Consider the following 13,453-nt stretch of genomic DNA (forward strand, 5'->3'; position numbering starts at 1 on the left):
AGAGGCCTGCGCGCGCGCCTTCAGGCGCGAGGCGGCGTGCGCACCTCGATGCCGGCCTGCGTCAAGGCGCGCCGGATGCCATCGGCAAAGACCAGCGCATTGGGCTGGTCGCCGTGAATGCACAGGGTGTCGGCCTGCACCGGCACATCCTTGCCGTCAACCGACCGCACCAGGCCTTCGCGCGCCATGCGCACGACCTGTGCGACCGCGACGTCCACGTCCTCGATCATGGCGCCCGCGCGCGTGCGCGGCGTCAGCGAGCCATCGTCCTGATAGGAGCGGTCCGCGAAGACTTCGCTGGCGCACGCCAGGCCGATGGCGCGGGCCGCGTCGATCAGCTTGCTGCCGGCCAGTCCGTACAGGATCAGCGACGCATCCACATCCTTGACCGCCTGGCAGATCGCCTTTGCCAGCGGCTCGTCCTTGGCCGCCATGTTGTAGAGCGCGCCGTGCGCCTTCACGTGATGCAGGCGGGCGCCTTGCGAGGCCGCGACACCCGCCAGCGCGCCGATCTGATAGACGACGATGTCGTAGGCTTCGTCGGGGCTGATCTGGATGACGCGGCGGCCGAAACCGGCCAGGTCCTGCAGGCTGGGATGGGCACCCAGCGCAACGCCCCGGGCCAGCGCGGCGGCCACCGTCTTGCGCATGGTGGCCGGGTCGCCGCCATGGAAACCACAGGCAATGTTGGCCGAGCTGACGTACTGCAGCACGGCCGCGTCGTTGCCCATGGTCCAGGCGCCATAGCTTTCGCCCATGTCGCAGTTCAAGTCGATGCGGGTGGTCATGGCGGTTTCCTTTCTAGTTCAGCAGCGCGCGCAGCGGCGCAAGCGCGTCGTGCAATTGCGCGAACGCGCGTTCGCGCTCGCCGTCCAGGCGCTGCGCCTCGTCCAGCTCGATCCGCTGGAAACGCAGCACCTGGCCGGGTGCGGACTGGGCCAGCGCGGGCAGGTCCACGGTGGCGATCTGCGCGATCTTGGGATAGCCGCTGGTGGTCTGCCGGTCGGCCATGAGAATGATGGCTTCGCCGCCCGAGGGCACCTGCACCGTGCCAAAGCAGGCGGCCTCGGACAGCATCTGCCGCGGCTGATTCATGGTCAGCGGCCGGCCAAGCAGGCGGTAGCCCATGCGGTCGGACTGCGGACTGATGCGAAATTCGGATTCCAAAAAGGCGCGGCGGCTGGATTGCGAGAATTCGGGCCAGTGCACGCCGGGCAGGAAGCGAATGAACTCACGCTGCTTGTTGCCCAGCGCCGCGGGCAGGTACACGCGCACCTGCCACAGTGCCTTTTGCAAGGCGGTGGTATCGCAGTCCGGCGCCAGCGGGCGGCGCAGCGGAACGACGTCGCCCTTTGCCAGCGCGCGTCCCTGAAAACCGCCGAAACCGCTGCGCAGGTACGTGGTCTCGCTGCCCATGACGGGCGTCAGCGCAAATCCGCCATGCACGGCCAGATACGCGCGCACGCCCGTTGCAGGACGCGCGCCGAAGGCCAGCACGTCGCCGGGCCGCGCGATCAGCGGGCGCAACAGCGGGATGTCCTGGCCGTTCAGTGTGGCGCCCAGGTCGGCGCCGGCCAGCGCAAAGCAGGCCGGCGCGTCAAAGCGCAGCGTGGGGCCGGTCAGCGTGATCTCCAGCGTGGCCGGGTCGCCTTCGTTGCCCGCCAGGGCATTGGCCAGCCGATGGGCGCGTTCGTCCATGGCGCCGGCCGCCGGAATGCCCTGATGCTGGTAGCCTTCGCGCCCGCGGTCCTGGAAGCTGGACAGCATGCCGGGTTTGATCACCGTCACGCTCATGGCCGGCTCCCCCGGATGCGGTCGAATTCGTCGGGCGTAATGGGCACGAACCGCACCGTGTCGCCGGGCTGCAGGAGCGTCGCGGGTTCGCGCGTGGGGTCGAACATGACCAGCGGCGTGGCGCCGATGATGTTCCAGCCGCCCGGCAGCCGGTTCGGGTAGATCACGGTTTGCCGGTTGGCGATGGCCACCGCGCCGGCGGGCACGGCGGTGCGCGGCGACGGGCGGCGGGGAATGTTCAGTTTTTCGTCGTGCACGCCGAGATAGGCGTGGCCGGGCGCAAACCCCAGCATGAACACCATGCTGCGCGGTTCGCTGTGCAACCGGATGACGTCTTCGGGTTTGATGCGGGCCGCGCGCGCGACCTCTTCCAGGTCGGGGCCGTGTTCGCCGCCATAGCAGACGGGGATGTCGACCTCGCGTCCCCCCGCGTCGGCGGTCGGGATGCCCTCGGCAAGCAGGGCCTGGATGTGCTCGGAGAGCGCCGCGTATGTGGGCCCTTCGCCATGTCCGCCCGGCCGGTAGTGCACCGCCACGGCGACGAAGGAGGGCACCACGTCGGTGACGCCCGGCAGCCGCGCGTCGCGCAGCTTGCGGGCCGCCGCCAGACAGGTCCGGCCAATGGCGGCATCGATGCGCTCGCCGAAGGAGACGATCAGGCAGCGGTCACCCTGGGGCAGGATGCGCCAGCGGGTTTCGGCCGGAGAAAGCGAATTGGAATTGACGTTCAACGGCACGAAACCTGTAGTGACGGGTTACTTGGCGAACAAAGAATCCATGTTCTTGAACGCCTTGAATTCAAGCGCATTGCCCGACGGATCCAGGAAGAACATGGTGGCCTGCTCGCCGACCTCGCCCTTGAAACGGATGTAGGGCTCGATGACGAACTCGGTGCCGGCGTCGGTCAGGCGCTTGGCCATGGCTTCCCATTGTTCCATGGAAAGCACGGCGCCGAAATGGCGCACGGGCACATTGTGCGAATCGACCGCGCTGGTTGCCTTGTGGCCGCATTCGCTGGGCGCCAGATGCGCCACGATCTGGTGGCCGTAGAAATTGAAGTCGATCCATTCGGACGAGCTGCGGCCCTCCGGACAGCCCAGCTTTTCGCCATAGAAGGCGCGGGCTTCGGCCAGGTCCCGCACGGGGAAGGCCAGGTGGAACGGCGGCAGGTTGGTTTGAGCGGACATGCAAGGCTCCGGGTCAGGCAAAAGAGGGTTATTCAGTTCAGCGAACGCCGCAATGTGTCGGCGTTATCACCAGGGCATAGTTTAGGTATTGTTTTTTTTATAGCAAAACGATATTTTTCGAGTCTTAGCATCGAAAAAATTGATTGTGCTCAAGGAATTCAAGACCTTCATCGCCGTGGCGCGGGACGGAACCTTTACCGGGGCCGGGGTCCAGCTTGGCCTGACGCAATCCGCGGTCAGCGCCCAGATCCGGCGGCTGGAAGAATACCTGGGCGTCGAGCTGTTCGACCGCGGTCCGCGCGCGGCGGCGCTCAACGCCAACGGCCGGGACATGCTGCCCCAGGCCGAGGAACTGGTCGCCATGGCCGAGCGCATGGCGGCCTCGGCAGGCGCCGCGCACGTCAGCGGGCTGCTCCGCATCGGGGCCATCGCCTCCGTGCAGCAGGATCTTCTCGTCCATGCCGTGGGCGAGTTTCGCGCGGTCTATCCCGATGTGCGCGTGCGCATCGTGCCGGGCGTCTCGCTGTCGCTGCTGGGCCAGGTGGACGCCGGCGAAGTGGACTTGGCCGTGCTGATCCGCCCGCCCTTCGCCCTGCCGCCCGAACTGGGCTGGCAGCCGCTGATGACCGAACCCGTCATGCTGGCCATGCCCGAATCCATGCCGGTCGCCCCGTGGCGGGAGCTGCTGGCGACCCAGCCCTTCATCCGCTACGATCGCGCCTCGTTCGGCGGCCGCGTGGTCGACGTGTTCCTGAAAAAGCACCGCATCACCGTGAACGAGGCCGTGGAGCTCGACGAGATCGAGGCGATCGCGGGGATGGTGCGGCATGGCCTTGGCGTGGCGCTGCTGCCGCGCCTGCGGCGGCTGGACATGACGGGTCTGCGGCTGCTGCCGCTGGGCGAACACGCGTTTCATCGCGAGATCGGCATCATCGGCCGGCTGCCGTTCGACGCGGGCAGCGTGCGCGAGAAGATCGCGCAGTGCCTGCATCGGGCGGCGGCTGAGCCGGATGGGGCGTGACGGGCATGCATTGGGACGGTGTCTGACACCGTTCCAGGCAACTGCGGGGCAATTAAAAAGGCCCCCGAAGGGGCCTTGCTGCATGGCGTTTGCTGCTTTACAGCCGGTCGCAGCGGACCGTGATCGGGTGATCGCGCAAGGCGGTCATGACGATATCGTCGACCTGGCCTTCCACGTCGGTGATCACGTAGCCGATCTGCCCGCGCGTCTGCAGGGTCTGGCTGACGATGTTCAGGCCGTGCTGAGCCATCAGGTTGTCCAGCGTGCCCAGCGCGCCCGGCGCGTTGCGGTGCACGTGCAGGATGCGCGTGCCGCCGGCCTGCTCAAGGAAAGGCAGTTCGGGGAAGTTGACGGCGCCCTTGGTGGTGCCGGCCTGCAGGAAGCGCACGAGTTTTTCGGCCACTTCGCGGCCGATGTTTTCCTGGGACTCTTGCGTGCTGCCGCCGATGTGCGGGGTCAGGATGACGTTGGGCATGCCGATCAGCGGGCTGGCCAGCGGTTCATCGGCGCTCTTGGGCTCGGTGGGGAACACGTCCAGCGCGGCGCCGGCCAGATGACCGGATTTCAGCGCCGCGTGCAGCGCGGCAATATCCACCACGGTGCCGCGCGAAGCGTTGATCAGGATCGCGCCACGGCGCATGCGGCCGATGGTCTCGGCGTTCATGATGTTTTCAGTGGACTTGCCGCCGGGCACGTGCAACGTCACCACGTCGGCCTGCTCCAGCAGTTCGTTCAGCGTGCCGGCGGGCCGGGCGTTGCCCAGCGGCAGCTTGGCTTCCACGTCGTGATAGATGACGCGCATGCCCAGGCTTTCGGCCAGCGTGCTGATCTGCGAGCCGATGTTGCCGTAGCCGACGATGCCCAGCGTCTTGCCGCGGGTCTCAAAAGCGCCCGCGGCGCTTTTATCCCAGTGGCCAAGATGGACGCGGGCATTCTTTTCGGGAATCCGGCGCAGCAGCAGGATGGCCTCGCCCAACACCAGTTCGGCCACCGAGCGCGTGTTCGAGAACGGCGCATTGAAGACCGGAATGCCGCGCTGCATGGCGGTGTCCAGGTCGACCTGATTGGTGCCGATGCAAAAGCATCCCACCACGCGCAGGTCGGGGTTGCCGGACAGCAGGGCGGCATCCAGGTGCGTGCGAGAACGGATCCCCGCCACTTGCACGCCGCGCAGGGCGTCGTGCAATTGCGCCGGCGGCAGGGCCGCGGCATGCGTGACGATATCGGTGTAGCCGGCGGCCTCGAAGACGGCGCGGGCGCTCGGGTGGATGTTCTCGAACAGGACGATTTTTGCCATGACTGCCAAGGGGTGGGTGAGAAACGCTTTTATTTATTGTGGACCATTTTTGCTGCGGTGCAAGGAGTAGCCATTGAAGCGTTGTGGATGAATTGTTTCAGGCCAGCCTTAGCGATAGGCCTGAAAAACCTGGGCGCCGCCACGTTTGTCGACCAGCACCACGTCGTGCGGCGTCTTGCGTCCGCCGTATTCCGGCCCGTCCATGCCGGGCGATCCCAGCGGCATGCCGGGGGCGGCCAGACCCGCGGCGTCGGGCTTTTCCAGCAACAGGCGGCGCACGTCGCTGGCGGGCACGTGGCCTTCGACCGCATAGCCATCGACCATCGCGGTGTGGCAGGAACCGTAGTTGGACATGCCGGCGTTGCGGCGGATGGGCCCGGTGTCCTCGACGTCATGCGTGGTCACGGCAAAGCCGTTGTCGCGCATGTGTTTGACCCAATCCTCGCAGCAGCCGCAGGTGGGCGTCTTCCAGACCTCGACTTTCACGGGCGCCTGCGCGGCGGCAATCGCGGGAATGCTGAGGGCCGCGGCAAGGACGAGGCGGCGCGTAAGACGGGAAACGTTCATGATGCTCCGGGGGATAAAGGGGGTGTTCGGGCGCGGGCCGGTCAGAACCAGAACCGCACGCCCGCGATGACGGCTGCCTGCGATCGGCTTTCACCGGCATCCGAGGCATAGCTCGCCGTCTGGCCGAACTTCCGTTCAAAGGATACGCCAACGTAGGGGGCGAATTCGCGCGTGACCTCGTAACGCAGGCGCAGGGACAGGGATCCCTGCGACAGACCGGAACCGATGCCGCGTTGCGGGTCGTTCTTGCCGTAGACGCTGGCTTGCAGTTCGGGCGTGAATATCAGGCGCTGGGTCAGCAGCAGATCGTACTCGGCCTTCAGCGCCAGGGCGCTGCGGCCTGACGGGCCTGCATAGGCGGTGGCCGTCAGTTCGATGTTGTAGGGCAGCAAGCCCTCGACGCCGACCGCGGCCCAGTTGCGCTTGGGGCCTGCGCCAATGTCCCGGCGCGCACCCAGTTGCAGATCCCAGAAGGGCGAGATGGCGTGGCTCCAGAAGGCCTCGACCTTGCCGTCCGACCCGCCGCCGCTTTCGCGCTCGCCCTCGCTCTTGACGAGCAGGCGGTCCGTGGCGGTGCCGAACCAGAAGCGGCCATCCCATTCGAGCGCGTTCTGCCCGTTGCGATTGCGCGATGCGCCGAATTTGTCGAACAGTACCTGCCACGTGGGCGCGTTGTCCATCATGTGCGGATGGATGCCGTAGCTGTCGTAGCCGCGCGGGCCTTCGCCATCGCTTGCGGGCAGGCTGCCGACGGGCGGGGCGTCTGCGGCGGGCGCGTCATGGTTCGCCTCTGCGTGGTCCATTCCCTGGTGGCTTTCCGGGCTTTCCGGTGACGGCGCCTGGCCGTGGTTCATCGAGCCGTGGTCCATCCCGGTCATGCCGGCATGATCCATTTGCGACGCTTGCGCCGCGGCCAAGGGGGGCGCCAGCGCGAGGGCGATGGCGCAAAGGGCCGGCGCGTGTTTCTGGAAACTGATCGGCTTCATCGTTTACTCCACCACGACCGCCCTGAACATGCCGGCCTCCATGTGATACAGCAGATGGCAGTGGTAGGCCCAGTTCCCACGCGTGTCGGCGCTGACGCGATAGCTGATGCGCTGCGCCGGGTTCAACGAGATCGTGTGCTTGCGGACCTGGAACGCGCCGTCCGGGGATTCCAGGTCGCTCCACAGGCCGTGCAGATGGATGGGATGCGTCATCATCGTGTCGTTGACCAGCACAAAGCGCACGCGCTCGCCGTGGCGCAGCACGATGGGCCGCGCGTCCGAGAACTTCACGCCGTTGAACGACCACATGTAGCGCTCCATGTTGCCCGTCAGGTGCAGCTCGATCTCGCGCGAGGGCGCGCGGTTGTCGTCGGGCTCCCGCACCGACCGCAAGTCCGCATACGTCAGCACGCGGCGGCCGTTGCCGCGCAGTCCGGGGCCGGGATCGTCCAGGCGCGTCGACACCACGTCAGGCAGCATGGAATTGCCCACGCCGCGCTCGGCGGGATAGGGGTGCCTGACCTCGACCATGCCGCCCTGGTCCGCGCCCGCGCCGTGCCCGGCGTGTCCGGCCGGCATCGGCTGCGACCCGCTCATGTCGTGGGCCATGCCCATGTCCATCATGCCCAGCACCTGCACACGGTCCATCTCGGGCACGCTTGCCTGCATGCCGGCGCGGGGCGCCAGCGTGGCGCGCGCATAGCCCGATCTATCCATGGCTTGCGAGAAGATCGTGTAGGCGCGGTCCTGTGAAGGTTCCACGATCACGTCATAGGTTTCAGCGACGCCGATGCGAAATTCCTCGATATCGACTGGGCGGACATCCTGGCCGTCGGCGGCCACGACGGTCATCGTCAGGCCCGGGATCCGGACGTCGAAGTACGTCATGGCCGAGCCGTTGATGAACCGCAGCCGCACCCGCTCTCCCGGCTTGAAAAGGCCCGTCCAGTTGGCCGCGGGCGTGGCGCCGTTGGTGAGGTAGGTGTAGGTTGCGCCGGACACGTCGGCCAGATCCGTCGGATTCATGCGCATGCGTTCCCACATCAGCCGGTCGGCAAGCGCCGCGCGCCATCCCTTGTCCCCGGCGTTGTCTGCCAGGCTTTGCATGCTGGGCTGGATGCGGTTGTAGTAATCCGGCATCACCTTCAGCTTGTCGAACACGCGCATCGGGTCTTCGTCCGTCCAGTCCGACAGCAGCACCGTGTAGTCGCGGTCGGAGGCGATGGGATCGCGGTGGCGCGGGTCGATGACGATGGCGCCGTACAGGCCCGTCTGTTCCTGGAATCCCGAGTGGCTGTGATACCAGTAGGTGCCGCTTTGGCGCACGTCGAAACGGTACGTGAACGTCTGGCCGGGGTCGATGCCGGCAAAGCTCAGGCCGGGCACGCCATCCATGCCGGTGGGCAGCAGGATGCCGTGCCAATGGATGGAGGTCTGCTCGCGCAGCCGGTTGGTGACGTGCAGCGTCACCGTATCGCCCTCGCGCCAGCGCAGCAGCGGCGCGGGCAGGCGGCCGTTGACTGTGGTGGCCACGCGCGTGGCGCCCGTGAAGTTGACGGGCGTCTCGCCGATCTCCAGGTGAAACTCGGTGCCGCGCAGTTCGGCGGCCGCTGCTGCGCCGGACTGGGCCGATGCCTGGCGCCAGCCGCCCAGCGCGGCGAGCGCGCCGCCGGCGGCCAGGCCCTGCACGAAGCGGCGGCGGGTCGTGAGCGTGTGCGTAGTCATGTCACAGCACCGAGACGGCGCCCTTCATGCCGGCGCCGTAATGGCCTGGCTCCAGGCAGCCGAAGGACACCGTGCCGGCGTTGCCGAAGCGCCAGACGATCTGGCCGCTTTTGCCCGCGTCCAGCGACACCGCGTTGGGTTCATCGTGACGCATGCCGGGGTCCTTCATCATCATGGCGTAATGCGCCTTCAGGTCGGCGTCGGTGCCCAGCACGAGTTCGTGCCGGATCTTCCCGGAATTGCGCACGTTCAGCCGCACGGTTTCGCCGGCCTTGACATCGATGCTGGCGGGCGTGAAGCGCATGGCGTCGGTCATGTCGACGTCAATGGTGCGCGTGACGCGGGCGGGGTCGCCCGGCGCGCCGATGGGCGCGGCCGCCGCGGACGGCGCGTGGCCGCCGTGCGCATGGTCGCCTGCGGCGAACGCGGCGGCGGACATCATCAGTGCCAATGCGGCGGCGCAAGTGCGTAACTGGGTGCCTTTCACGGGAATCCTTGCAATGGGAATGGGCGTGATGACACTGTAGGAAGACCGGGGTGACCCGATCCTGTCGCGCAGATTACGTTTTTGTAATGTTCGCGGCCGGCGCCGGGTTGTTGAAGGTGATGCCGACCACGGTGCCGGCGGCGCCGGACGCCGCATCCACGTCGCCGCCGTGCATGCGGGCAATGGCGCGGACGATGGCCAGGCCCAGGCCGTGACCTTCGCTGCGTGGCGCGCGCGTCTGGCCGGAGCGGAAAAAGCGGTCGAAGATCCGGGGCAGGTCCGCGGGCGGGATAGGCGTGCCGGGGTTGTGGACCGTGACCCGCGCCCCGCGCGCGGTGGGGGTGCACGTCAGCACGATCTCGCCGCCCGGGGGCGTCGCCTTGATGGCGTTGGAGATCAGGTTGGCCAGCGCGCGGCGCGCCAGCCCCCGGTTGGCGGCCACAGTGGCGTCGCCCACGCAGCGCAGGCGCACGGCGTGTTCTTCCAGCGTGGCCTCGTAGTATTCGGCGACGCGCCGGGCTTCGGCGGCCAGCGACACCGGCGCCAGGTCGGCAGCGCGCTCGCCGCGGTCGGCCCGCGCCAGGAACAGCATGTCGTTGACCAGCGTCTTCAGGTCTTCCAGTTCTTCCAGGTTGGATTCCAGCGCATCTCGCAGCTCGGCCGCATCGCGCGGCGACGACAGCATGACCTGCGTGCCATTGATGAGGGTCGCCAGCGGCGTGCGCAGTTCGTGCGCCACATCGGCGTTAAAGCCCTCCATCTGCTGATAGGCGGCCTGCAGCCGGTCCAGTGTGCGGTTGAAGGACCGCACCAGTTCATGCAGCTCGCGGTCGGTGTCTTGCAGCGGCAGGCGGCGCGCCAGGTTGTCGGGCTGGATGGCCGCGGCCTGCCCGGACAGCCGCCGCGCGGGCGCCATGCTGCGCCGCACGGCCCACGCGGCCAGGACGACCGTCGCGCCCACCCACAACGCGCAGATCAGCGCCAGCGCCGTGCCGTAGGCATAGAGGAATTGCGCGCTGGTGCGCGTGCTGACCGCCACGGTCAGCTGCGCGCCGGGCAGGATGCGATCGTTCATGGCAACGCGCAGGCCCCGCATGCGCCCGCCATCCGGCGTCTGCAAGAGAACCTGCCGGCCATCCGTGGTTTCCAGCGTTTCGGGCGCGGCGCCGCCATAGACGGCCTGGCCCTGCGCGTCCACGATCCAGATGCCAAGCTGCCCCTGGCCCGCGCGCATCTGATCGAAGGTGGCCGCCAGGTCGTGCAGGCCGCTCGCGCTGTTCTGCATGTCGATCAAGTGGTCGATGAGCTCGAGCTTGCCGCTGACTTCGGTGATCTCCTGGCGCTCGACTTCGCGCTTGAGCGCCCAGAAAAGGGTGGCGCCCGCCACGCTGGAAACAAACAGCGCGATGGCGCCCAGCAGCAGCGTCAGCCGCGCCTGCATGGAGCGCACGCGGGGGCGGCTCATCCGGCGTGGCCGTCAGCGGGGCGGCCCCCCGCGGGGCGGCCATCCGCGGGGCGGCCATCCGCCGGGCGCGATTCCAGCACGTATCCCATGCCGCGCACGGTGTGCAGCAGTTTCGTGGCGTAGGGGTCGTCCAGCTTGCCGCGCAGGCGCCGCACCGCGACGTCGATGACGTTGGTGTCGCTGTCGAAGTTCATGTCCCAGACCTGTTCGGCCAGGGTGGTGCGCGACAGCACCTGCCCCTGGCGGCGCAGCAGAAGCGCCAGCAGGCTGAATTCCTTGGCGGTCAGGTCCAGCCGCTGGCCGCCGCGCTGGGCGCGCCGGCGCGCCAGATCCATCTCCAGGTCCGCCAGGCGCAGCAGCGTGGGCTCCTGCGAGCGGCCGCGGCGCAGCAGCGCGTGCACCCGCGCCAAGAGTTCCGAGAACGCGAAGGGTTTGACCAGGTAGTCGTCGGCGCCGCCTTCCAGGCCGCGGACCCGGTCTTCCACCGCGTCTCGGGCCGTCAGCATCAGGATGGGAGTGTCTTTTTGCGCGCGCACCGAGGCCAGGATCTCGAAGCCATCCACGCCGGGCAGCATCACGTCCAGCACGATGAGGTCGTACGCGCCTTCAAGCGCGAGGTGGCGGCCGTCCACGCCGTCGCGCGCCACGTCCACGACGTGGCTTTGCTCCGACAGCCCCTTCTTCAGGTAGTCGGCCAGTTTGGGTTCGTCTTCGATGACCAGGATGCGCATGGCCAAAAATTTACCACCCGCGCGCCGCCGTCAGGCGGGCAGGCGGGCGGAATCACGCCGTTTCGGCGATGGCGATGCGGTCGGCGGGAAAGCGCAGCGAGAAGACGCTGCCCTTGCCGGGTTCGCTGGTGATGAGCAGTTCGGCGTCGTGCCGCATGGCGATGTGCTTGGTGATCGCCAGCCCCAGCCCGGTGCCGCCGACGGCGCGCGAGCGGCCCCGGTCCACGCGGTAAAAACGTTCGGTCAGGCGCGGCAGGTGGCGCGCCGGGATGCCGATGCCGGTGTCCTGCACGCTGTAGCATGCGCCGCCTTCGGGGTCGCGTTCCCAGCGGACGGTGATGGTGCCGCCGTCCGGCGTGTAGCGCACGGCGTTGGTCAGCAGGTTGGAAAGCGCCGACGTCAGTTCGTTTTCGGCGCCCAGCACGTCCAGGGTTTCGTCGATGTGCCAGACCAGTTGATGACGGCCGCCCGACAAGGCCTCGATCTGCTGGCGCGCCTTTTGCAGCAGCGCGCCCATGTTGACGGCGCGCGGATCGCTGCCCGGCGACGATTCCAATGTGGACAGCGTCAGCAGGTCTTCCACGATGGCCTGCATGCGGTGGGCCTGCTCGTACATCATGTCGATGTATTGTTCGCGCTGCTCTTTGGGCAGCGCCTCGTCGGGCATGTCGCGCAGCGTTTCCAGAAAGCCCGCCAGCACCGTCAGCGGCGTGCGCAATTCGTGCGACACGTTGGCGACGAAGTCGCGGCGCGTGGTTTCCAGGCGTTCGATCTGGGTCACGTCGCGGGTGATGAGCAGGCGCTGGTTGCTCGCGTATGCAGTGAGCTGCATCATCATCAGCCGTTCCTGGCCTTGCTGACCCAGCCGCACCAGAATGGGCTCGGGCCAGGACGGGCGATGCGCGTATTCCACAAATTCCGGGGCCCGCAGCAGGTTCAGCAGATTGTGGCCGCGGTCGGCCGGCAGGCGCAGGCCCAGATGCTGGCGCGCCATGCGGTTGCACCAGTCGATCTGGAAATCCTCGTTCAGCGTGACGGCGCCGTCGGGCAGGGCCTGGGCAGCCGCCAGCATCCCTTGCATGGTGTCGCGGGTTTCAGCCAGCTCGCGCGCGCGGGCGCGGGTGTAACGATAGAGCGGGGCAAGAATGTCATCCCACGGGCCCACGGAGGCCGGCGGGGCGGAATCCGGGTGATTGGCCCATTTGGACACCAGCGACAGGCGCCAGCTGCGCCAGAGCAGCATGGCACACAGTGCTACCGAAAACACGATCCAGCCCGCGGGGTCTCCAATGAGCCATTGCGCCAACAAGGCAAATGCCGCCCACAGGACGACCAGAATAAGGGTGCGCAGCCAGATCATCGTGCGCACGTTTTACCGCGTCGGGAGCTGTGCCGTAAACCGATAGCCGCTGCCGCGGACCGTTTCGACGTGCGCGTCATGGCCGCTGGGTTCCAGGGCCTTGCGCAGGCGGCGGATGTGCACGTCGACCGTGCGCTCTTCGACAAAGACGTGGTCGCCCCACACCTGATCCAGGAGCTGCGAGCGGGAGAACACGCGCTCGGGGTGCGTCATGAAGAAGTGGAGCAGGCGGAATTCGGTGGGGCCGATCTGCAGGGATTGGCTGTTGCCCGACAGGCGATGCGTCACCGGATCCAGCTTCAGGCCGCCGACGTCGATGACGTCGTCCGTGAGCTGGGGGGCGCGGCGGCGCAGCACGGCCTTGATGCGGGCCATCAGCTCCTTGGGCGAGAAGGGCTTGGTGATGTAGTCGTCGGCGCCGGCTTCCAGGCCGTCGACCTTGTCCTGCTCGGAGCCCTTGGCGGTCAGCATGATGACCGGGACGGCGCGGGTGCGCTCGTCGTTGCGCAGCTTGCGGGCCATGGCCAGGCCAGAGGTGCCGGGCAGCATCCAGTCCAGCAGGATCAGGTCGGGAAGCTCGGCACGGATCAGCGTCTGGGCCTGGTCGGCGTCGAAGGCGCGCAGCACCTTGTGGCCGGCGAAGGACAGGTTGACGGCGATCAATTCCTGGATGGCGGGTTCGTCTTCGACGACGAGGATGGTGCTGGACATATCGAATTGGGCACACTTCGGAGCGCCGGCGCGGCGCGAACATTGCGATAGTATGGCCGCAATATTTCAGGTATGTGACCGCAGCGCGCCATCTGGCGGGCTCGTCCGCCGCAGGCGCGCGC

14 protein-coding genes are annotated in these 13,453 nt (G+C 67.6%); 1 reads left to right on the forward strand and 13 read right to left on the reverse strand.

Annotated features, from left to right (window positions below; genetic code table 11):
- Positions 1-20: 20 nt before the first annotated feature.
- The 4 genes from LN047_RS02370 to LN047_RS02385 are packed head-to-tail and all read right to left on the reverse strand — an operon-like array spanning position 21 to position 2,981.
- On the reverse strand, positions 21-788 hold the full coding sequence (locus tag LN047_RS02370; protein ID WP_056327558.1) for a LamB/YcsF family protein: 768 nt from the start codon (positions 786-788) through the stop codon (positions 21-23).
- A gap of 13 nt (positions 789-801) precedes the next feature.
- Positions 802-1,794 carry a biotin-dependent carboxyltransferase family protein gene (locus tag LN047_RS02375; RefSeq protein ID WP_373981088.1) on the reverse strand — a complete coding sequence of 331 codons (993 nt, stop codon included), beginning with the start codon at positions 1,792-1,794 and terminating at the stop codon, positions 802-804.
- A complete protein-coding gene (gene pxpB / locus LN047_RS02380) occupies positions 1,791-2,525 on the reverse strand; it encodes a 5-oxoprolinase subunit PxpB (RefSeq protein ID WP_373981089.1) in 735 nt (244 codons plus the stop codon). Before pxpB ends, LN047_RS02375 begins: the two co-directional genes overlap by 4 nt.
- A gap of 24 nt (positions 2,526-2,549) precedes the next feature.
- Positions 2,550-2,981 (reverse strand): VOC family protein, encoded by a 432-nt coding sequence (locus tag LN047_RS02385; RefSeq protein ID WP_056327555.1) that lies wholly within the window; start codon positions 2,979-2,981, stop codon positions 2,550-2,552.
- 145 nt (positions 2,982-3,126) lie between these two features.
- On the opposite strand from LN047_RS02385, the gene LN047_RS02390 reads away from it, so the two are divergent.
- Positions 3,127-4,002 carry a LysR substrate-binding domain-containing protein gene (locus LN047_RS02390; protein WP_179690878.1) on the forward strand — a complete coding sequence of 292 codons (876 nt, stop codon included), beginning with the start codon at positions 3,127-3,129 and terminating at the stop codon, positions 4,000-4,002.
- A 97-nt stretch (positions 4,003-4,099) separates the two neighbouring features.
- On the opposite strand, the gene serA is transcribed toward LN047_RS02390, so the two are convergent.
- From serA to phoB, 9 genes are all read right to left on the reverse strand, one after another.
- Positions 4,100-5,299 carry a phosphoglycerate dehydrogenase gene (gene serA, locus LN047_RS02395; RefSeq protein ID WP_253858036.1) on the reverse strand — a complete coding sequence of 400 codons (1,200 nt, stop codon included), beginning with the start codon at positions 5,297-5,299 and terminating at the stop codon, positions 4,100-4,102.
- 108 nt (positions 5,300-5,407) lie between these two features.
- The gene (locus LN047_RS02400) at positions 5,408-5,866 is read right to left on the reverse strand and encodes a DUF411 domain-containing protein (protein WP_142051494.1); all 459 of its coding nucleotides are present in this window, start codon (positions 5,864-5,866) and stop codon (positions 5,408-5,410) included.
- Positions 5,867-5,907: 41 nt separating this feature from the next.
- A complete protein-coding gene (locus LN047_RS02405) occupies positions 5,908-6,852 on the reverse strand; it encodes a copper resistance protein B (protein ID WP_373981090.1) in 945 nt (314 codons plus the stop codon).
- Between the two features lie 3 nt (positions 6,853-6,855).
- Positions 6,856-8,577 carry a copper resistance system multicopper oxidase gene (locus LN047_RS02410; protein ID WP_373981091.1) on the reverse strand — a complete coding sequence of 574 codons (1,722 nt, stop codon included), beginning with the start codon at positions 8,575-8,577 and terminating at the stop codon, positions 6,856-6,858.
- A gap of 1 nt (position 8,578) precedes the next feature.
- The gene (locus LN047_RS02415; protein WP_373981092.1) at positions 8,579-9,019 is read right to left on the reverse strand and encodes a cupredoxin family protein; all 441 of its coding nucleotides are present in this window, start codon (positions 9,017-9,019) and stop codon (positions 8,579-8,581) included.
- A gap of 118 nt (positions 9,020-9,137) precedes the next feature.
- On the reverse strand, positions 9,138-10,529 hold the full coding sequence (locus tag LN047_RS02420) for a heavy metal sensor histidine kinase (protein ID WP_175236257.1): 1,392 nt from the start codon (positions 10,527-10,529) through the stop codon (positions 9,138-9,140).
- Positions 10,526-11,260, reverse strand: a complete 735-nt coding sequence (locus LN047_RS02425) for a heavy metal response regulator transcription factor (RefSeq protein WP_373981093.1) — start codon at positions 11,258-11,260, stop codon at positions 10,526-10,528. Before LN047_RS02425 ends, LN047_RS02420 begins: the two co-directional genes overlap by 4 nt.
- 52 nt (positions 11,261-11,312) lie before the next feature.
- A complete protein-coding gene (phoR, locus tag LN047_RS02430; RefSeq protein WP_056327544.1) occupies positions 11,313-12,620 on the reverse strand; it encodes a phosphate regulon sensor histidine kinase PhoR in 1,308 nt (435 codons plus the stop codon).
- A gap of 12 nt (positions 12,621-12,632) precedes the next feature.
- Entirely contained in the window at positions 12,633-13,331 is a 699-nt protein-coding gene (phoB, locus tag LN047_RS02435; protein ID WP_006227196.1) for a phosphate regulon transcriptional regulator PhoB, read from the reverse strand.
- Positions 13,332-13,453: the final 122 nt, after the last annotated feature.

It is taken from the genome of Achromobacter sp. JD417, assembly GCF_041879325.1.
Taxonomy (GTDB): domain Bacteria; phylum Pseudomonadota; class Gammaproteobacteria; order Burkholderiales; family Burkholderiaceae_B; genus Achromobacter; species Achromobacter mucicolens.